The sequence below is a fragment of the Amycolatopsis sp. NPDC039088 genome (assembly GCF_055598845.1).
The window spans coordinates 49495-69215 of the sequence record NZ_JBVKAE010000018.1; the positions used below are offsets into that span (position 1 = coordinate 49495).

At 68.6% G+C, this 19721-nt stretch carries 20 protein-coding genes; 4 read left to right on the forward strand and 16 right to left on the reverse strand.

Features of this window, described 5'->3' with window-relative positions; translation table 11 throughout:
* Positions 1-28: 28 nt before the first annotated feature.
* The 6 genes from ACZ7KI_RS23125 to ACZ7KI_RS23150 are packed head-to-tail and all read right to left on the reverse strand — an operon-like array spanning position 29 to position 5422.
* Complete coding sequence (locus tag ACZ7KI_RS23125; protein ID WP_470275173.1) at positions 29-1273, reverse strand: acyl-CoA reductase; 1245 nt, start codon at positions 1271-1273, stop codon at positions 29-31.
* Positions 1270-2322: a LuxE/PaaK family acyltransferase gene (locus tag ACZ7KI_RS23130; RefSeq protein ID WP_470275174.1), complete on the reverse strand. Its 1053-nt coding sequence runs from the start codon at positions 2320-2322 to the stop codon at positions 1270-1272. Before ACZ7KI_RS23130 ends, ACZ7KI_RS23125 begins: the two co-directional genes overlap by 4 nt.
* On the reverse strand, positions 2319-3716 hold the full coding sequence (locus ACZ7KI_RS23135; protein WP_470275175.1) for an AMP-binding protein: 1398 nt from the start codon (positions 3714-3716) through the stop codon (positions 2319-2321). Before ACZ7KI_RS23135 ends, ACZ7KI_RS23130 begins: the two co-directional genes overlap by 4 nt.
* The gene (locus ACZ7KI_RS23140) at positions 3716-4441 is read right to left on the reverse strand and encodes an SDR family NAD(P)-dependent oxidoreductase (protein WP_470275176.1); all 726 of its coding nucleotides are present in this window, start codon (positions 4439-4441) and stop codon (positions 3716-3718) included. Before ACZ7KI_RS23140 ends, ACZ7KI_RS23135 begins: the two co-directional genes overlap by 1 nt.
* Complete coding sequence (locus tag ACZ7KI_RS23145) at positions 4441-4680, reverse strand: acyl carrier protein (RefSeq protein ID WP_061980346.1); 240 nt, start codon at positions 4678-4680, stop codon at positions 4441-4443. Before ACZ7KI_RS23145 ends, ACZ7KI_RS23140 begins: the two co-directional genes overlap by 1 nt.
* Positions 4681-4690: 10 nt before the next feature.
* Positions 4691-5422 (reverse strand): UDP-N-acetylglucosamine acyltransferase, encoded by a 732-nt coding sequence (locus ACZ7KI_RS23150; protein ID WP_470275177.1) that lies wholly within the window; start codon positions 5420-5422, stop codon positions 4691-4693.
* Positions 5423-5595: 173 nt separating this feature from the next.
* Here ACZ7KI_RS23150 and ACZ7KI_RS23155 point away from each other — a divergent pair, with 173 nt between their 5' ends.
* The gene (locus ACZ7KI_RS23155) at positions 5596-6702 is read left to right on the forward strand and encodes a DegT/DnrJ/EryC1/StrS family aminotransferase (protein WP_470275178.1); all 1107 of its coding nucleotides are present in this window, start codon (positions 5596-5598) and stop codon (positions 6700-6702) included.
* On the forward strand, positions 6699-7658 hold the full coding sequence (locus tag ACZ7KI_RS23160) for a Gfo/Idh/MocA family protein (protein WP_465500427.1): 960 nt from the start codon (positions 6699-6701) through the stop codon (positions 7656-7658). The genes ACZ7KI_RS23155 and ACZ7KI_RS23160 overlap by 4 nt, the downstream gene beginning before the upstream one ends.
* A gap of 9 nt (positions 7659-7667) precedes the next feature.
* Here ACZ7KI_RS23160 and ACZ7KI_RS23165 read toward each other — a convergent pair whose 3' ends face one another.
* Complete coding sequence (locus ACZ7KI_RS23165; protein WP_470275179.1) at positions 7668-8423, reverse strand: hypothetical protein; 756 nt, start codon at positions 8421-8423, stop codon at positions 7668-7670.
* The gene (locus tag ACZ7KI_RS23170) at positions 8420-8929 is read right to left on the reverse strand and encodes a SigE family RNA polymerase sigma factor (RefSeq protein WP_470275180.1); all 510 of its coding nucleotides are present in this window, start codon (positions 8927-8929) and stop codon (positions 8420-8422) included. The genes ACZ7KI_RS23165 and ACZ7KI_RS23170 overlap by 4 nt, the downstream gene beginning before the upstream one ends.
* Positions 8930-9012: 83 nt before the next feature.
* Between ACZ7KI_RS23170 and ACZ7KI_RS23175 the strand changes: the two genes are divergently transcribed.
* Positions 9013-9663 (forward strand): hypothetical protein, encoded by a 651-nt coding sequence (locus tag ACZ7KI_RS23175; protein ID WP_470275181.1) that lies wholly within the window; start codon positions 9013-9015, stop codon positions 9661-9663.
* 2 nt (positions 9664-9665) lie between these two features.
* Here the strand turns inward: ACZ7KI_RS23175 and ACZ7KI_RS23180 are convergent, their stop codons facing one another.
* The 6 genes from ACZ7KI_RS23180 to ACZ7KI_RS23205 all read right to left on the reverse strand — a co-directional run bounded on the left by ACZ7KI_RS23180 (position 9666) and on the right by ACZ7KI_RS23205 (position 15554).
* Positions 9666-10232: a copper resistance CopC family protein gene (locus ACZ7KI_RS23180; RefSeq protein ID WP_470275182.1), complete on the reverse strand. Its 567-nt coding sequence runs from the start codon at positions 10230-10232 to the stop codon at positions 9666-9668.
* Between the two features lie 794 nt (positions 10233-11026).
* Positions 11027-11554: a Uma2 family endonuclease gene (locus tag ACZ7KI_RS23185; protein WP_470275183.1), complete on the reverse strand. Its 528-nt coding sequence runs from the start codon at positions 11552-11554 to the stop codon at positions 11027-11029.
* A gap of 54 nt (positions 11555-11608) precedes the next feature.
* The gene (locus ACZ7KI_RS23190) at positions 11609-12235 is read right to left on the reverse strand and encodes an acyltransferase (protein WP_470275184.1); all 627 of its coding nucleotides are present in this window, start codon (positions 12233-12235) and stop codon (positions 11609-11611) included.
* Positions 12222-13418 (reverse strand): glycosyltransferase family 4 protein, encoded by a 1197-nt coding sequence (locus ACZ7KI_RS23195; protein WP_470275185.1) that lies wholly within the window; start codon positions 13416-13418, stop codon positions 12222-12224. The genes ACZ7KI_RS23190 and ACZ7KI_RS23195 overlap by 14 nt, the downstream gene beginning before the upstream one ends.
* Before the next feature lie 26 nt (positions 13419-13444).
* Positions 13445-14374, reverse strand: a complete 930-nt coding sequence (locus ACZ7KI_RS23200) for an NAD-dependent epimerase/dehydratase family protein (RefSeq protein WP_470275186.1) — start codon at positions 14372-14374, stop codon at positions 13445-13447.
* 7 nt (positions 14375-14381) lie between these two features.
* Positions 14382-15554, reverse strand: a complete 1173-nt coding sequence (locus ACZ7KI_RS23205) for a DegT/DnrJ/EryC1/StrS family aminotransferase (protein WP_470275187.1) — start codon at positions 15552-15554, stop codon at positions 14382-14384.
* Between the two features lie 104 nt (positions 15555-15658).
* Between ACZ7KI_RS23205 and ACZ7KI_RS23210 the strand changes: the two genes are divergently transcribed.
* A complete protein-coding gene (locus tag ACZ7KI_RS23210; RefSeq protein WP_470275188.1) occupies positions 15659-18796 on the forward strand; it encodes an AfsR/SARP family transcriptional regulator in 3138 nt (1045 codons plus the stop codon).
* Here ACZ7KI_RS23210 and ACZ7KI_RS23215 read toward each other — a convergent pair.
* Positions 18778-19461: a hypothetical protein gene (locus ACZ7KI_RS23215; protein ID WP_470275189.1), complete on the reverse strand. Its 684-nt coding sequence runs from the start codon at positions 19459-19461 to the stop codon at positions 18778-18780. The two genes, ACZ7KI_RS23210 and ACZ7KI_RS23215, sit on opposite strands and share 19 nt — an antisense overlap.
* The gene (locus ACZ7KI_RS23220; protein WP_470275190.1) at positions 19458-19676 is read right to left on the reverse strand and encodes a hypothetical protein; all 219 of its coding nucleotides are present in this window, start codon (positions 19674-19676) and stop codon (positions 19458-19460) included. Before ACZ7KI_RS23220 ends, ACZ7KI_RS23215 begins: the two co-directional genes overlap by 4 nt.
* Between the last annotated feature and the right edge of the window lie 45 nt (positions 19677-19721).

The following is a 19721-nucleotide window of genomic DNA, read 5'->3' on the forward strand; positions in this document are numbered from 1 at the left end:
TCCTCCGCTGTACCGCTGTCGCCGCTGGTCAGGACTGTACGGTCACCAGTCGACTGAACTCGGTCAGCAGATCGTAGCCGTCCCAAATCGCGGAGAACGTCAGGGCCGATCCGAAGGGAACGACACGGTCGACACCGCGGCCCGCCAATTCGGTCACGAATTCCGTCAATTCCTCTTTACTGAAGCCGAATTGACCGACGGTTTGATCTTTGCGGAGCACGATCGGGACGAGGTCGGAAAGCGTGTCGACCCGCGCGTTGGCGAAAGTACCCGCGCCGAGCCACTCACGCGGAAGGATCGCCGGGTCGGCCAGTTCGAGCGTCGCGAGGCCGTTGCCCTGGAACTCGATGCCGTCGACGAGCCCGTCGACGGCCGCGCCGTACGCCGAAACCCGCTTCTGGACGGCCATCGCGGGCTCGGTGACGTGCTGTTTGGTCGCCAAGACCTCGGCGAGCAGCTTCCGGAACTCCTGCCCGGCTTCGCGGGCGCCGTCCTCGTCGCCGACCCAGAACACCGCGCGCGGCGACGAGCAGGCGGCCTGGTCGAACCAGTACGAGTCGTTGTAGAACCCTTCGGCCGCGCCGCGGCGCTCGGCCTCGGACGCGTTCTGCCAGCCACGCACCGACGCGACCGCGAACGACGAGCGGTCCGGGAAGGTCAGGTCGCGCGCGTGCGGCGCCAGCGGGTACTTGCGCAGGGCCGCGACCGAGGCGTCGCCGCCCCAGATGACCCGCAGGTCCGCGGCGACCGACAGCGCACCGCTGATCGCGTCACTGCGGTCGTAGGTGACCATGCGCTGCGTCGCGGTGATCGCGGCGGCGGTGTCGTCGTCCACTTCGGACAGTGCGGCGTTCAGCGCCTCCAGCACCGTTTCGGCCGCACCGGCCGAACGCGACGACACGCGGACGACGTTGTGGTTGCCCGCCAGCGCGGAAAGCGCCCACGAGTACACGAAGATCGTGTCGACGTTGGCGGGCGGGACGTGGAAGACCAGCCCGCGCGGGAAGCGCAGCGCGTCGCCGGAAGTATCCAAAGTGGACAGTGCTTTGGCGATCTCTCCCTTGCGCAGGAAGAAACCGAGTGACGCCAGTTCCGGGAACCGGCGCGCGGTGGCGGGCGCGAGGAGCTTGCGCGCGAACTTCGTCAGGAACTCGACGACACGCGGGTCGCCGACGCGAAGCCGTCCGCCGACGGGCTCGGCACGCAGCTCTTCGACCAACGAGGAGACCTCGATGCCGTCGCCGAGCGGGAACCGCTGGTTCAGTGTGCTCATGCCGCCGCCCCCTGGAAGGTGTCCGAGCAGCCGCGGGCCTCGGCCTTGGGCAGCCTGCCGTGCACGGAGAAGTGCTTGCCCGGCCAGTCGCCGTCGTCGATCCCGTTGTAGACGCCCAGATCCTCGGTGAGCAGGACGTGACCCGGATACGAATGCGGCAGCGTGCTGACGACCTCGATCACCCCGGGGACACCGACCGGCTGCTCTTCCCAGGTCTCCGGGTCCCGGATCACGACATCCGCGAAGTCGGGGCAGTACAAGGAGTTCCCGGAAGGCCCTTCGAGGAACACGGTGCCGATCTGCTCGATCATCCCGTAGTAGTTGTGGATCCGGGTGAGGCCGGTGTCCTCTTTGAACCGGCGGCGGAACTCGGTGTTGTCGACCGCGCGGTCGATCAGCTTCTTCCAGCCGCCGGAGTGGATCAGGATCCCGTTGGACAGGTCCAGCTTGTGCTCACGCGCGACCTCGTAGAGGTACTGCCACACCATGAAGGTGAAGCCGAAGATCAGGAACGGCTTGTCACCGTAGGTGACGAGGAACTGCTTGACGGCCTCGACGTCCGGCTGGTCGTTTTCGTCGAGCACGTAGGTGTGCTTGCGGCCGAAGTTCGCCATGCCGAGCACACCGGCGCCGCGCGCGGAGAACGAACGGCGGTTCTTGATGATGCCGATGGTGTCGACCATCAGCATCGGCAGCCGCTCACCGCCGAGGACCTCCTGCAGCGTCGCGCCGAGCTGCTTCGTCTGCGCGCCGGCGGCGGCCTTGTCCAGGTAGATCCGGGACGCGCCCGCGCCGGTGGTGCCCGAGGACGTCAGCGTCTTGAAGATCTCGGCCTCGGGGATGCTGCGCAGGTCGTGCGTCTTGAACATCCGCACCGGCAGCCACGGCAGATCCGCGATCGAGGCGAACTCCGCGTCCCGCGCGATGCCGAGCGAGGAGAGGATGCGGTCGTAACCGACGGAATTCTCGCGGTGGTGCGCGGTGAGCTCGGCGAGCTGCGGAAGCAGGTGCTTCTCGCGCTCCGCCTGCGAAAGCGTGAACACACTCATACCTGGGCCTCCAGCGACCGGTAGTCGATCTTGCCGCTGGCCAGCAGCGGCACGGTGTCGATGGGGCGGACGTCGAACCCGCTGGTGTGCAGGTGCAGCCGCTCGGACAGCGCCTTCGCGGCGTCCTTGCAGATCTCCTTGTCGGCCGCCTCGGCGAACAGGACGACCTTGTCCCCGGCCGGGACGGCGGCCACGACGTCGATCCCCACCGAAGCGGAACGCACGGCGTGCTCGAGATCATCCAGGCTGACCCGGTTGCCGAAGACCTTGCCGATCCGCTTGAGCCGTCCGGTGATGTAGAGGAACCCGTCCTCGTCGAGGTAGCCGAGGTCGCCGGTGGGCAGCACGCCGCCGCATTCGTCGCCCGCGGCCAGCCCGGTCTCGTCGTCGGCGTAGCCCATCATCACGTTGGGCCCCCGGTAGACGACCTCGCCGACGATCTTCGGATGCTTGGTCTCGGAGCCGTCCTCGCGCCGGACGGCGAACGAGCCGCCGGGCAGCGCTGGCCCGGCGGAACCGAGCTTCTCCGCGAGCCGCTCCGCCGGGACGGTGGTCATCCGCGGCGACGCCTCGGTCTGCCCGTACATCACGAACATGCGCCCGCCGACCGCGCGGATCTTGTCGTTGAACTGGGCGACGAGATCGTCGCGGAGCTTGCCGCCCGCCTGGGTCAGCGTGCGCAGTGACGGGTACTTCGCCGGGTCGAACTTGAGCCGCCGCAGCATCTCGTAGTGGTACGGGACCCCGGCGAGCGACGTCACCTTGTGCTCATTGACCGCGTCCCAGAACCCACGCCCGAGCACGCCGGAAGGCTCGATGACCACGGTCGCGCCGCGGACGAGATGCGAATTCAGCACGGACAGGCCGTAGCTGTAGTGCAGCGGCAGGCTGGTCGGCGCGACCTCGTCGCGGTCGATGCCGAGCACCTGCGCGATCGCGTCGGCGTTGGACAGCACCGCACCGCGCGAAAGCCGGACCAGCTTGGGATTACCGGTGGAACCGCTGGTCGGCAGCAGGACCGCGAGATGCGGATGCGGCTCGACACCTTCGGCAGACTCGCGGACCCAGTGTCCGTCGGAGACGCCGTAACCCTCCGGCGCGGGCGCGTCCGGCGCGGACAGGACGGCGGCCGGGCGGAAGCGCTCGATGAGCCCCGCCAGGACGTCGGCGTCCAGTGCCGGGTCGATCAACGCGATCGCGCGGCCCGCCTCGAACGCGCCGAGGTAGTTCAGCACGCTTTCGAGGTCCACCGACATCCGCGCGAACAGCGCGCCCGGCGGCAGCTCCGACAACGCGGCCCCCACGCGGGTGACCTCGGTGTCGAGTTCCTCGCCCGCGAGCGTCTTGCCGCTCGTGACGTCGATGAGTCGTGCACCCACACCCAAGAGGGTCATCAGAGAACCAAGCCTCCGTCGATGCCCAGCACCTGCCCGGTGATGAACGAAGCGTCATCACTGACGAGGAACCGGATCGCGTTCGCCACGTCTTCGGGCGTTCCGAGCCGCCCGAGCGGGGTCTTGCCGATGTTCTCGGCCTTCGCGTCCTCGCTCAGGCCCGAGGTCAGGTCGGTGTCGATGACGCCGGGCGCCACCGCGTTGACCCGGATCCCGGACCGGCCGAGTTCCTTCGCGGCCGAACGCGCGATGTTCGCCACCGCTGCCTTCGAGGCCGCGTACACCGTCTGACCGGCACTTCCGTGCTCGCCGACGATCGATGCCAGCACCACGATGGCGCCGGTCTTCTTGCGCATCATCGCCCTGGCCGCGGCCTGGACGGTGTGCAGCGTGCCGGCGACGTTCGTGCTCAGCGTGGTGTCGACGAGCTCCTCGCGGATCATCCCGAGGAGCGCGTCCTCCATGATCCCGGCGTTGGCGACCACGATGTCGAGCTTGCCGTGCTCCTTGGCCACGCCGCGGACCAGCGTCGACACGGCCTTGGCGTCGGTGACGTCCAGCGCGAGCCCGTTCGCGGCACCCGCCGCGGCCGCCGCTTCCTTGGCCTTGGCCTCGTCACGGCCGGTCAACACGACGGTGGCGCCCGCCTCGGCGAGCGCCCGCGCGGTGGCGAGCCCGATCCCGCGCGTTCCGCCGGTGACCAGGGCGACCTTGCCTTCGAGCATCACTTGTTCTGGAGGTCCGTGACCATGTCGACGGCGACCTTGAAGCTCGACATGTCGATCACCTGGTCGGTGTCGAACTCGACGTCGAACTCGTCCTCGATGGCCGCGACCAGCGCCATGTGACCGACCGAGTCCCACGCCTCGATGTCGCGGTACTTCAGGTTTTCGACGTCGACATCGCCATCGAGGTCCAGCGCCTCGACGAAGACCTCACGCAGCTTGCCGGCGACTTCCGCCATGTCCGTACTCCTAATGATCGTCGCGCGGACGGGCGTCCCACGCCTTCACCAAGGTAGAGAGGTCGCCGGGCAGCCGGTCGGCCAGCCCGTCCTCAGGGAGACCGGCCTTACCCTTCAGCCACGGTCCCAGTGCCTCGATGGTGGCCTCGTCCAGCCCTCGACGGGACAGGCCCACGGTGTTGACGCCGGTCACCCGGGCGGGGTTGCCGACCGCGATGGTGAACGCGCCCACCTCCTTGCGGACCGCGGAGCTCATCCCGACCATCGCGCCGGGGCCGATCACGACCCGCTGGTGCAGGATCGCGCCCATGCCGAGGTTCGCCCCGGACCAGATGTGGCAGTGGCCACCGGTGATGACGTTCGACGCGACCGTGACGGCGTCCTCGACCAGGCAGTCGTGGGCGATGTGGGAGCCGCGGAGGAAGTAGCCGCCGTCGCCGACGGTGGTCGTGCGCCAGGTGCCCTGGTGGACGCTGACGTACTCGCGGATCCGGTTCCGGCTGCCGATGACGACACCGTGGCCGTCGTGATCGGGATCACCGTTCGGCGCGGATTCCCAGGCGGCGGGGTGCTCGCGACCGCGGTCCTCACCGGGGGTGCCGATGGTCACGTGCGGGCCGATCCAGTTGCCGTCGCCGATGCGCGTGGGGCCCACGATGACGGTGAACGGTCCGATGACGTTGTCGTCACCGAGCTCGACACCCTCGCCGATGACTGCGGTCGGGTGGATGCTGTTCACCACGTGAGATCCGTTCGTTGTGGCTGGGAGGCAGCCTGGGGTATTGGGCGCTTCGGCGGTCCCGGTAACGTGTGGCCCGCGCCAGAGAGGGCGGCCGGACGCAGAACCGGCGGCTCACTGTACCGGACGCACCGTAGTGCCTGATTCACGAATGCCCAGTCGAGAGAGACTTGCAGATGATCCCCATTACCGTGGTCGACGTCCGTGACGCGGAGGACCTCGTCGTCGAGGTGCTGCGATCCGGCGCCATCGCACAGGGACCGATGGTCAAGCGCTTCGAGGACGCGTTCGCGAACGTTTCCGGCACGAAGCACGCGATCGCCGTCAACAACGGCACCACCGCGCTGGTCGCCGCCATCCAGGCGCTCGACCTCCAGCCGGGTGACGAGGTCATCACCTCGCCGTTCACCTTCGTGGCGACGCTGAACGCGATCCTGGAAGCCGGCGCGACCGTCCGCTTCGCCGACATCCGGCGCGACGACTTCGCGATCGACCCGGACGCCGTCGGCGCCGCGATCACCGACCGCACCAAGGTCCTCATGCCGGTGCACCTGTACGGGCAGACCGCGGACATGGGCAAGCTCGCGCCGCTGGCCGCCGAACACGGTCTCCAGGTCATCGAGGACTCCGCGCAGGCCGTCGGGGCGTCGTTCGAGGGCAAGCCGTCCGGATCCTTCGGGATCGGCTGCTTCTCCCTGTACGCCACCAAGAACGTCACCACCGCCGAGGGCGGCGTCATCACCACGGACGACGACAAGCTGGCGGACAGCCTGCGTGTGCTGCGCAACCAGGGCATGCGCGCCCGGTACCAGTACGAGGTCGCCGGGCACAACTACCGGATGACCGATCTGCACGCCGCGGTCGGCATCCCGCAGCTCGAGAAGCTGGACCAGCTCACCGCCGCCCGCCAGGCCAACGCGAAGCGCCTGACCGAGGGCCTCGCCGGCACCCCGGGTCTCGACCTCCCGCAGGTCCTGCCTGGCCGCGAGCACGTGTGGCACCAGTACACCGTGCTGGTCGGCCCGCACGCCTTCCTCTCCCGTGACGAACTCGCCGCCGCGCTCACCGAGCGGGGCATCGGCAACGGGATCTACTACCCGAAGATCGTCTTCGACTACGACTGCTACCGGAACAACCCGCTGATCCCCGACGCCAAGGTCGAGGACTTCCCGGTGGCCGCCTCCGTCGCCGCGCAGGCGCTTTCCCTGCCGGTGCACCCGCACCTTTCCGAGTCCGACCTGGACACCATCATCGAAACGGTTCGCGAGGTACTCGGCGCATGACGACGCACAAGATCGCTCTCATCGGTACCGGGAACATGGGTTCGCTGCACGCCCGTGTCCTCGCCGCGAACGAGCGCGTCGACCTCGTCCGCGTGATCGACCCGCGCGAAGAGGCAGGCCGCAAGGTCGCCGAACGCTACGAAACCCAGTGGACGCCCGAAATCGGCTCACTGTCCGATGTGGACGCCGTCGTGCTCGCTTCGGCCACCGAGGCGCATTACGAGCTGGCGCAGGAGATCCTGGGCCAGGGCAAGCCGCTGCTGGTCGAGAAGCCGGTCTGCAACAGCCTCGAATTCTCCCAGGAGATCGTCGCGCTGTCGGCGAAGAAGGACGTCCCGCTGATGTGCGGGCTCCTGGAGCGCTACAACCCCGCCGTGATGACCGCGCGGGCGCTGATCAACGAGCCGATCCACCTGATGGCCCGCCGCCACGGCCCGTACGCGCCGCGGATCAAGACCGGTGTCGCGTGGGACCTGCTGGTGCACGACGTCGACCTGGCGATCCAGTTCTTCGGCGGCGCGACCCCGGCGCGGGTCGCCTCGGGTGCCGGCTACTTCCACCCGAATTCGGTCGAGGGCGCCGAAGACACCATCGAGACGGTGCTGTCGTTCGAGTCCGGGCTGGCCACGGTTTCCGCGTCCCGCCTCGGCCAGCGCAAGGTCCGCTCGCTCTGGGTGTCCGAACTGGACCGCATGATCGAGATCGACCTGCTCCGCCGCGACGTCACCATCTACCGGCACGTCTCGCACGACTCGGTCACCCCGGACGGCCTCGGCTACCGGCAGCAGACCGTCATCGAGATCCCGGAACTGGTCACCGCGCGCGAGCCGCTGGCCACCCAGCTGGACCGGTTCCTCGAACTGCTCGAAGGCAAGGTCGACGCCGACACCGAGCGTGACCTGATCCTGCCGTCGCACGCCGTCGTCGACCAGGTGCTCACCCAGGCCGCCGCCTGATCTCTCGCGTTATTTGGTGAGGCGCTGGCCCTTCGCGTTGTAGGCGACGAGTCGGCTCAGGACGCTCGCCGAGTCCACGTCGGCCGGGTCGAACCAGAAGATCACGACCCCCGGGTCTTCGGACCAGACGGCCGTCTTCGCTTCGACCGGCTTTCCCCGTACGGTGCTGGTGATCCGCGCCGCCGGACCGGAGAAGTAGCCGAACACGGGGACGAACGTGCCCTGGACCAGGTCGCCGCCGTCCGTGGCGTGGAAGCCGAAGGACCGGTCGGATCCCTTGTACTCGTTGGTGCTCTGGAGCGCCTCGAAGGTGCCGTTGTCGTTCCGGTAGGCGACCTGGAGACTGAAGTGGATGTCCGGCAGGGCCGGCTCGTCGAGCGCGGCCGCGTAGATCACCAGTTCCCGGCCGCCCTCACCGCGGACGCCGAGCGGGATCACGTCGCCCATGGGCAGGTCCGCCGCCGCCGCCGTGGTGGTGGCGACCGACGGTGCCGGTGACACCGGCGCCGGAAGCGGCTGCGAGGCCGGCGCGCTCGCGGCCGGCGGGATCGGTTGCCGGTCGGGCGGCGGTTCCTTCAGCGCCACCGCGCCGACGATGACCAGCACCGTCACCATGGCGGCGGCGACCCCGCCCGCGCCGGTCGCGAGACGGCGACGGCGGCGGATGCGCCTGCCCTTGGTCATGATCGCGGCGAGGTCGGGTGCGGCGAACTCCTCGGCAGGCGGTTCCCGGAGAGCCGAGCGCAGCGTCTCGAGGTCGGTCATCGTCCCAGCCCCCCGATCAGTTCCGTGCCGTCCTCCGCGGTGATCCGCAGCTTCGTCAGTGCGCGGGAGTTGGTGCTCTTCACCGTGCCCACCGAGACCCCCAGCTCGCCGGCCACGTCGGACTCCTTCAAGTCGAAGAAGTGCCGGAGCACCACAACCGCTCTTTCCCGATCTGTGAGCGTACGCAACGCGTCAAGCAGCCATTTCCGCTGGACAACGGCCCCGGCGACGTCCGCGCCGCTCGGCCGTTCGGGGACCTTCTCGGTGGCGTTCTCGCGCATCGGACGCCGCCAGCCGTCGATGATGTGGTTGACCAGGACCTGCCTCGCGTAGGCGTAGGCGTCCTTGCGGCGTACCCGTGACCAGGCGGCGTACGTCTTGGCGAGCGCCGTCTGTGCGGCGTCCTCGGCCTGATGCCGGTCGCTGGTCAGCAGGTAGGCGGCATGCTGCAGACGCGTCGACGAGTTCCGCACGAACTCGACGAACTCGTCATCGCCGCGAGCCACGCTGGTCCTCATCTCCGTTCGACGGTTGGCCACCCGAAAGGTTGCCTCAACCTTTTCGACCGCTCTCCCGTAGAGGTCTTCGCATGATCTTCGACCACTGGGAGGCACTGCACATGAAATCACCCGGGAAGCGGACGATGCTGGCAGGCGGCGGGATCGCGGCCGCCGGTCTCGCTGTCGTCCTTTCGAGCACGTTGACCGCGAACGCGACCCCCGCTCCGGCACCTGCGCCCGTCGCGGCGGCGGAGGTCGTGGAGGTGGCCGCCCCGGTGCGGACGGCCGAGGAACCGGCCAACACGCCGTGGGGCGACGTCATCGGCACCGGCGTCCAGAGCGATGGCGGTGAGCTGGTGTTCTACGGCGTGAAGATCGACCTCGCACAGCTTCCGCAGACGACCTTCGGGATCATGGCCGGGCACCGGTCGGCCGACGGCGAGGTGACCGCCGGCACCGTCACCAACGAGTTCTCCGGCCCCGACAAGTCCCCTGGCTTCCACGCGGTGTCCGGCGGGTTGAACGGCATCCCGGCCTTCGGTTACTACGCGGGCCCGGCCGCGAAGATCACCGCGAAGGTGAACGGCAAGGCCGTCACCGCGCACCAGGCCGCCTGGAGCGTGGACCCGAACATCGTCGTGTTCTGGTTCGACTCCGCCGCCGACCCGCTGAAGCTGGCCGCCTTCGACGCCTCCGGCAAGAAGCTGCCCCTGGGCAACCCCGACGTCGGCCACGGCTGAGCTCAGTTCTTGCGTCGAGTGAGGCGCAACGCGACGACGAGACCGGCGACCACCACGGCGGCCGCGAGCACGATCCACACCCAGACCGGCAACAGGCCTTCGGGAGTGGTCTCCTCTGCTTGCGGGGCCGGGGTGGCGCCGGTCGCGGGTGCCGCACTGCTCGCCGGAGCCGCAGCGCTGCTGGAGGACGGCGGCGCGACCGGGGCACTGAGGTTGAACTTCACCGAACCGCTCGCGGCGTGCGTGTCCTCGAAGGTCACCTTGTAGCGCAAGGTGTACTCGCCCGCGGGCCCGACGGCCTGTACCGGCGCGGTGACGACGGTTCCGGCGACCTCCGCCCGGCCGACCGTCCATGACGCGTTCTCGGGCCCGGTGATCTGGATCGGGTTCTCGGCGAGGGTGACCGGGCCGGAGAACGTCAGCTTGATCTGCGTCGGCGGCGCCGCGAGCGAAGCGCCCCTCTCCGGATCACTGCTCTTCAGCTCCGAGTGGGCCATCGCCGGGGTCGCGGCACCCAGCAGGGTCACCCCGGCGGCCAGCAGGGACGCACCGAACCGCTTGAACCTCATCAGACACCCTTCACGCGGAAACTCCCCGGGTGAGCCTAGTGGCCGGACGCGAGCCTGGTGAGTGGTAAGGACAGTTATTGAGGGGTAAGTCGAACGTGTCGTGGCGTGGGGCTGCTGTCGCTCCTGCGTAGGCGTTCTTCTGGTAGTGAAGGCCTCCTTGCCTACTCTGACGGTAGTGAAGGAGGCTTTCGCTACCGTCGGATGTGAGCCCTGGTGACAGTGGACGGCTGTGATCTCGGCGGCCGGTCGTGAAGTACATGAAGGCCCCCTTCCTTGCGCTAGGCCGCACGCATCGGTGGTGGATCAAGGGCGAGCCGAGGTAGGGCAGGCCTGATTCTGGACGCCGGAGAGGTTTCACTGTCCACAAGGGACACCACTGGGCGATCAGATGTCCGATTGATGCCGTTATGCACGTTTCGACGCGGGGTCGTGAGTGATAATGAGGGTTAGAACGACCCAAATCACTCACGACCCCTTCTCAAAACCGTGCAAGTCTCCCAAACCGGTCACATTTGACTTGAAAAGTGTCCCTTATGGACGGTCAGAAGCCGGGTGAGGCCCTTTGCGTGAGCCCGCTCCCGCCGAGGCCACCACGACACGTTCGCCCTGTCCCGCTCTAGCGGCGGAGCCGACCAGCAGTTATGCGACTTTGCCGGGACCCTGCGCTAGGCGCAAGGAAGGGGACCTTCATGTACTTCGGTAAGGCGTGACTTGCCGTCTCGCCCGAGACACGACACGTTTGCCTTACCCCCAATAGGACCGTCATTACTACTCACGAGGGCTGATCAGGGGCGCTACGCGTGCCGGGTGGTGAGCGCGTCGAGGTCGAGCGTGATCGGGGTGCCATCGAAGTCGAGGCTCACCTTGCCGGTGTGCTCACCGAAGTTCTCGTACTCGCCGTCAACAAGGCGATAGGTGATCATGCTCGGCGGGTCGTCGAGATCGACGATCCAGTAGTGCTCGATTCCGGCTTCGGCGTACTCGGAGAATTTCGTGACCCGGTCGGTGCGGACCGTGCCCTCGGAAAGAACCTCGATCACCAGCCGCACATCTTCAGGTGCCACCCTGGGAACGTTCGAATCCGTCAAACTCGTCACGACGACGTCCGGTACGCGAATGGTCAGCGGCGCCTCGGCGAGCAACAACTCGACTCCGGCGAAGGCGGACAGATCCGGGAGCCGCTCGTCCAACCAATAGGCGAGCCGACCCACGGCCAGTTGGTGAAGCGTACCCAGCAGCGGTGGCTGGACCAGCACACCGCTGACCACTTCAGCCCGGTTCTGGGGCATGGACGCCCAGTCGGCGAGGTTCACGGGGTTCATCAAGCCGATCGTATGTCGCCACAAAGGACGGTTCATCACCCTTTGCGGTGGCGATTACTCCGTGAAGTCGCCTGCCGGAGCGCCCCAAGATCCCGGCGTGTCCCCGCGCTCCTCCGCCAGCGCGCGCCGCCGCGCGTTCTCGCCGCGCACACGCTCCATTTCGGACTGGATGTACTCGTCGTCGTACTTCTGGAACACGCGCGCGGGGTTGCCCGCGACGAGCGTCCGCGGCGGGACGTCCTTGGCGACCACGGAATTCGGCTGCACGGTGGCGAAATCGCCGATCGTGACGCCCGCCATGATCACGACGAGGCCGCCGATGAAACAGCCTTTGCCGATCTTCACCGGCTTGCGCTCGATGAGGTCGCTGCCGGAGTGGTTCTGCAGCGTCATGTTCGCGAGCCAGCTGGAATGCGTGAAGATCAGCGTGTTCAGGCCGATGCTGGTGTGCTCGCCGATCTCCAGCCCGCCACTCGCGTCGAGCGCGGCGCCTTCGCCGATCCAGCAGTGTTCGCCGATCTTCAGGTTCTCCGGGCTGATGATCTTGACCCGCTCGCGGACCCTCGTCGTCTCCGGCAGACCGTAGAACTTCGCGCGCTCGGCGTCGTTCATGTACTGCGAAACGAGTTCGGTCAGGATCTGCGGACGCAGCCGGTTGCTGCGCTCGTCATCGAAGAACATCGGCCTCGGTCACCAGTTTCTCGAAGGTGCGCAGGTGTTCGTCGGCGACGACGTCGAGGCCGAAGTTGGCCCGCACCATCGCGCTTTCCCGCTGTGCCACCAAAGCCCGCTTCTCCGGGTCGTCGAGCAGTTCGATGACGGTGTTCGCGACCGCCTCGCTGTCGTCGGGCCGCACCAGCAGGATGTTCTCGCCGTTGCGCAGTTCGATGCCGGGGTAGTTGTCCTCGGTGACCGACGCGATGGTCGCGGTGCCCGACAGCATCGCCTCCAGCGACGCGGTGCCGCAGCCGCCGTTGAGGTCGTGCGTGACGATGTCGGCGGCGGCGAAGTACGCGGGCACGTCCGCCTTCGGCACGGCGCCGGTGACGATGATGGCGTCGGCGACGCCGAGTTCTTCGGCCCGCTTCAGGAAGACGTCGTGGTAGACCCGGCCGACGACGACGACCTTCACATCGGGGTGCTTGTCCAAAATGGACGGAAGCGCCTCGACGAGCGGCAGCCGGTTGCGCAGCGGGATCACGTGGCCGAGCGACACGATCACCGGACCGTCGCCCAGCTTGTGCTCCGCACGCACGTCGAGGGTGAGCGGCTTCTCGAAGTTGCCGGTGTCGACGGCGATCGGGAAGTAGTCCGAGTTCGCGTCGCTGGTTCCGTAGCGCTCGACGCAGTAATCGACCCCGAGCTTGTCGAGGATGACGTACCGCGGCTTGAGATAGCGCAGGATCGGGTTCACCAGCACGGTGTCCAGGAACCGGAACACGCCGCCGTACAGCTTGTTGTCGCTGATCAGCAGGGTGTGGATGGTCAGCAGCATCGGCAGCTTGTGCCGCCGCGCGTACAACCCGGCCAGCCACGACAGGTCGAAGAACTGTCCGTGCAGGTGGATGGCGTCCGGTTCGAACTCGTTCAGCAGCTTCCACAGCCGCCGCCAGTTCCCCGGCCGCAGCGAGGCGAAGCTCATGTCGAAGTCGATCGACAGGCCCAGCTGCGGCATCTTCACCGCGGGCAGGCGGACGACGCGGTAGCCGTCCTTCGTCTCGTCGGCCGGGGCGTCGGCGTAGGCCGCGGTGATCGCGAGCACCTCGTGCCCGCGCGCCGCGTACTGCTCGGCCAGGGACGCCGCCATATGCGCGCTTCCGCCCACCCGCGGCGGGAAGAAGTTGTTGACGACCGCGATGCGCATGGCGCGGCTCTCCCCTGGGCCGGCAGTCACTCCGAAGCCTTCACCAGTTCGTGCATGCCCTCTTCCACGGAGATCTTCGGCTCCCAGCCGAGGATCTCGCGGGCACGGGTGATGTCCGCCGCCCGGCGCGATACCAGCACGTCACGCTCGTTGAACAGCGGCTCGACGTTGACGCCGACAGCGTCGATGAGGATCTTCGCCAGCGTCGCGATCGAGGTGTCGATCCCGGTGCCGATGTTGATCGGCAGGTTGGCCTGCTCCGATTCGAGCGCGGCGACGACGGCGCGGGCGAGGTCGGTGACGTGCACGAAGTCCATCGACTGGTCGCCGCGGCCGTCGATGACCGGCGGCTGACCGGCGCGCAGGCGCTGGATGAAGTGGTTGATCACCGAGGTGTAGTAGGCCTCGATCTTCTGGCCGGGGCCGTACACGTTGAAGAACCGCAGAGCGTTCCAGGAGAGGCCCTTGGTGCGCTCGTAGAAGCCCAGCATGTCCTCGCCGGCGCGCTTCGAGATGCAGTACGGCGTGAGCGGCTTGAGCTCGTCGTCCTCGTGCATCGGCAGCCGCTTCGGGTCGCCGTAGACGGACGCGGTCGAGGCGAACACCACGCGCTCGACGCCCTCGTCCGCCGCGGCGGCGAAGACGTTGTGGTTGCCGACCATGTTGATGTCGATGGACTCGTGCGGGTCTGCCACCGACTTGTTGATCGACACGGTGGCGAAGTGGATCACGTGCGTGCAGCCGCGCATGGCTTCGCGCACGGCTCCGCCGTATCGCACGTCCTTCTCGACGAGTTCGACCTTGCCGGTGGCGATGAACTCGTTCACCCTCGCGCGGTCGCCGCGCGTCATGTTGTCGAAGATACGGACGGTGTAGCCGCCTTCGATCAGCATCGGGATCACGTGCGCGGCGATGAAACCGCCGCCCCCGGTGAAGAGGACCTTCTTGTCGGGCATTTCTCTCCTAGCTCGGCAGTGCGGCGCTGACGGTCTCGATGACCCGGTCGACCTGGGCATCGGTGAGGTTGGCGTGCATCGGGATGGCGAGATGACGGGCGAAGAGGTCCGCCGAGACCGGCAAGGTCTGCTTCTTGCCGTAGATGGGCTGGAGGTGCGAGGCGTAGGTGCCGAAGTTGCACTGCACGCCCTGTTCGCGGATCCGCAGCGCGAGCGCGTCGCGGTCGATCTCCGGGGCCACGGTGAGGATGTAGGCCTGCCAGGGGTGCTCGCGGTCCGGCAGTTCCACCGGGACGTCGAGGCCGGGCAGGTTTTCGAACGTCTCGTGGTAGCGCTTGGCCACCGAACGGCGGGCCGAGAGCAGATCCGGGAGCCGGTCCAGCTGAACGTTCATGATCGCGGCCTGCACGTCCGAGAGCCGGAAGTTGTAGCCCAGCTCGTGGAACTCCGGGATCGGCAACGCTGTGTTGATTCCAGCCCCCCTTCGGGGGCCCACCCCCGCCTCCGGGGAACCCTCGCGGGTGATGGCGGGCTCGATGCCGTAGGTGTGCAGTTTGCGCGCGTGCGCGATGAGGTCTTCGCGGTCCGAGACCAGCGCGCCGCCCTCGCCCGCGGTGATGCCCTTGCGGCCGTGGAAGGAGAACGCGGCCAGATCGGCGAGGCTGCCCGCCGGCCGGGTCTTGTAGGTGGCGCCCGCGGCGCAGGCGGCGTCTTCGAAAAGCCACAGGCCGTGTTTGTCGGCGATGGCGCGGTATTCGTCGAAGTCACCGGGCTGCCCGGCGACGTCGACGGCGAGGATGCCGACCGTACGCGGGGTGACCAGGGCTTCGATCGACGCCGGATCGGCGCTCCAGACGTCCGGGCGGATGTCCGCGAACACCGGGGTCGCACCCGCCTGCAGCACGGCGTGGCCGGTGGCGGGGAAGGTGTAGTCGCCGACGATGACCTCGTCACCCGGCTTCACACCGAGTACACGCAGCCCGAGGAAGAGTGCGGAGCCACAGTTGCTGGTGGTCAGCGCGTGCGCGGTGCCGACGGTCTTCGCGAAGCGTTCCTCGAAACGGCGGCACGCGGGACCGGCGCCGGCCAGCCAGCCGGACCGGAACACCTCCGCCACCGCGGCGAGTTCTTCGTCGCCGACGGTCGGCTGACCGAGGACCACAGGTTCCTGCGTAGACATACCACTCCCATTGCGTGGGGACCCGGCGAAGTGTATAGACGCCGATCGGCGTAGTTCGGGCGGGCTGGATCCGCCCAGGTCAACGACGTCCTACTCTCTAGCTCATGCGATTCGGCGTTCTGGGGGCGACGGAGGTGCGCCGTGCGGACGGCGCCCTCGTACCGGTCGGCGGGCCCAGGGTCCGGACGCTGTTCGCGTTGCTCGCGCTGGAGGCGGGCCGGGTCGTCCCGGCCGAGCGGCTCATCGACGGTCTCTACGGCGAACGACCACCCGAAGGAGTGGCGAACGCGCTGCAATCGCAGGTCTCCCGGCTGCGCGGCGCGCTGAAGGATCTCGCGCCGGTCGAATTCACTCCGGCGGGTTACCGGCTGGCCGTGGATCCCGCCGACGTCGACGTCCACCGGTTCGAACAGCTCGCCGCGGAAGGACGTCGCATCCTCGCGGCGGGAGACGCCACGAAGGCGGCCGAACTGCTTCGCGACGCTCTCGGTCTCTGGCGTGGCCCGGCCTTCGCGGACATCACCGACGCGCCGTTCCGCGAGCCACAGGTCACGCGGCTCGACGAACTGAAGACGTCGGCGATCGAGGACCGCGCCGAAGCGGATCTCAAGCTGGGACGACACGAAGACGTCCTCACCGCCCTTCGCGAGATCGTCACCACCCAGCCGCTGCGCGAACGGCCACGCGCGCTGCTGATCCGTGCGCTGCACGCCGCCGGACGCCATGCCGACGCGCTCACCGCGTTCGAGGACGCCCGTCGCGTCCTCGCCGAAGAACTCGGCACGGATCCGGGGCCGGAACTCGCGGCCGCGCATCTGGCCGTGCTGCGCGGCGAGGCCCCTCCCGCCAAAGAAGCGCCTCCCGCCAAAAAGGCGACAACGCCGCTCCCGGCACAGCTCACCAGCTTCATCGGGCGCGAAGGCGACCTCCGGCACGTACTCGGCCAGCTGGACCGCTCCCGGCTGGTGACGCTGACCGGCCCCGGCGGGACCGGCAAGACCCGGCTGGCCGTCGAGGTCGCGGCCGTCGCGGACCTGCCCGTGGTGTTCGTCGGGCTCGCGCCCTACACCGAGGACGCCGACGTCGCCCACGCCGCGCTGACCGCGCTCGGCCTGCGGACCACCCCGCTCGGCGTGGCGACCGCCCCGGTGGAGAACGAACCCGTCGAGCGGCTGATCGACGCCTTGGCCGACCGGGCGCTGCTGATGGTGTTCGACAACTGCGAGCATCTGGTCGACGCGGCCGCGAAACTGATCGCGCGGCTGCTGGGCGCGGCCGCGGCACTGCGCGTGCTCACCACCAGCCGCGAACCGCTCGGCATCACCGGCGAAGTCGTCTCCCCCGTGCCCCGGCTCACCGTGCCGCCGCCGGGGACGCCGCCCGCGCGGTCGCTGGAGTTCGCCGCCGTGCGGCTGTTCGCCGATCGCGCGCGGGCCACCGACCCGGGCTTCGCCGTCGACGACACCACCGCGGGCGACGTCCAGCGCATCTGCGCCGCGCTCGACGGGCTGCCGCTGGCCATCGAACTCGCCGCCGCCCGCGTCCGGGCCCTGCCGGTCGGCGAGATCGCCAGCCGGTTGGATGACCGCTTCGCCCTGCTCTCCCGCGGTAGCCGCGTCGCCGAGAACCGGCATCGCACGCTGCGCGGCGTCGTCGAATGGAGCTGGGATCTGCTCGACGAGGACGAACGGCGGCTCGGCAGGCGGCTGACCGTTTTCGCGGGCGGCACCACCCTCGCCGACGCCGAGGCGGTCTGCGCCGTGCCGGACATCGAGGAGCTGCTTCCGTCCCTTGTGGACAGATCACTCGTCGAGCGCGCCGGAAACCGGTACCGGATGCTCGAAACCATCCGAGCCTTTTTCGCGGAAAAGCTCACCGAATCCGGCGAGACCGAGCGGATACGACGCGCGCACGCCGAGCACTTCCTCGCCCTCGCCGAAAAGGCCGATCCGCTCATCCGCACCGGTGATCAGCTGATCTGGCTGGAGCGCGTCGACGACGCCTACGACGACCTCTTGGCCGCGTTGCGGTGGTCGGCCGAGGCGGACACGCGGATCGCGCTGCGGCTTTCGGCCTCGATGGTGACGTACTGGTGGATGCGCGGGCGCCGGTTCGAAGGCTCGACGCTGTGCGTGGAAGTGGTCAAACGGCTCGGCACACGACCGCCGGAGGGGCTCGAAGAGGAGTATCAGCTGTGCGTGCTCAACGCCGCCGCCGGTCTCCGCGGCCACGAAGCCCTCGACCACCATTTACCGGCCGTGGACGACCTCGCGCGCGACCTGGCCAAGGCGCCCCGGAATCCGGCGCTGCTGCTGTTGATGGGGGTCGTGACCGGTCCGCCCGGTGACGACGACGCGCTGATCAAGCGCGGTCAGGCCCTGCTGGCGCACAGCGACGCCTGGAGTCTCGCCCTCGCGCCGACGGGGTACGGCCTCCGCGCGTTGATGCGGGGCGAACTCGAACCGGCGGAAGAGTTCCTGCGCCAAGGGGCCGCGGCGTTCCGCCGTCTCGGGGAACGCTGGGGTCTCTCGATGGCGCTCGATCACCTGTCACAGATCCTGATCTGGACGGACAGGCAGGCGGAAGCACTCGAAACGATGAACGAGGCGCTCCGGCTGATGCGGGAACTCGGGGCCGCGGACGACAACGCGGACCTGCTGTGCCGCCGCGGCGGCAGCAAACTGCTGTACGGCGACGCGGCGGGGGCGCGGGCCGATTTCGAACTCGCCATCGAAATCGCGCGTCGCGCCGGGATGCCGGAAAGCCGGGCGGCCGGGTACATCGGGCTCGCCTTCCTCGCCCGGCACGAAGGCGATCTGGCGACGGCTCGCGCGCTGAGCGAACTCGCTCTTTCGGAGTGCCCTGGCGGCTCCTTCGCGGCCGAAGGGGTCCGCACCGGAGCGAGGATCTCGTTGGGCTGGGTCATGGCCGCCGAGGGCGACGCGGACGGTGCCGAGGAACTGCACCGGGCGGCGCTCGTCTCGGCGGACCGGTGGCACGACAGCACCACCCTCGCCTGCGCCGTCGAAGGCCTCGCCGGGGTCGCGCTGCTCCGGGACGATCCCGAGCAGGCGGCGGTCCTGATCGGCGCCGCGGTGACCGTCAGGGGCACCCCGTCCGCCGTCGATCTGGACGCCGCCCTGCTCCGGGCGACCGTTCGGGAGCGGCTCGGTGACGACTTCGACCGGGCCTACCGCCGGGGACTCGGCCTGCGGAACGCCGCTCAACTGGCGGGATTGTGAACGCCGGTCAGCAGGACCCCCGTCGGCGCGAACCGGGCGACGGCCTCGGTCAGGAGCCGCGAGTCCAGCTCACTGTCCTGCACCGCGACGTACAGCGGCTCCGAGTTGACCGGGACGGCGCCCAGCCGGGTCATGCCGGGGCCGACCGGATCGATGGTGAGCCGGGTGACGTCGCGCCACGGCACGACCGTCCGTTCGACCCGGACGCCGACCGCGTCCAGTTCGAAGAGCACCCACTGTTGATCGTGCAGCGATCGCACGTAGGCGAGGGCGCCGCAGACACCGGCGATCAGGATGAGACGCAGCGGACCGGGAGCGTCGATCGAGCCGAGCAGGGCGGCGATCGCGAAGAAGACCACCAGGATTCCGGTCAGCTTCGCGGCAGCGACCAGCCCCGCATTCGGCTTGTGCACCCGGAACCGCACGTTGCGGTTCAGCTGTTTGGTGAGCATCCCGCCGCCGACGGCGACGGCCAGCGCGAGCATCGTCACCACCAGCGAGCCCGGGGAGAAGTCCTCGAAGACCTGGTAACCGGCGATCAGCGTGACGAAGCCGCCGACGACGGTCAAGGCCAGTGCGAGCTTGCCCTTGCGGATGTCGCGCTCCCGCTGTTCGAGCGCGGCCTGGTCCGGGGCGGCGAGAAAACCGCCGTCGATGTTCCTCATCGGGCATCACGCTGTGCTTCGGCGGCCGCGCGGCGCTCGCGCTGACGGCGGTCGAGGACGTACAGCAGGACGCCCGCGCCGGCGCTCAGGGCGGCGTAGAACAGGTCCTGGAGGCCGTCGTCCGGGTAACCGGTGGAGAATTCGACCATCGCGAGCGCGACGAAGAGAACGCTGATGACACCACCGGCGATGATGTACACCTTGTTGCTGAGCATGGAATCCCTCGCTTTCGTTCCTGGTGCCGAAAGCTTCGCGCGGTG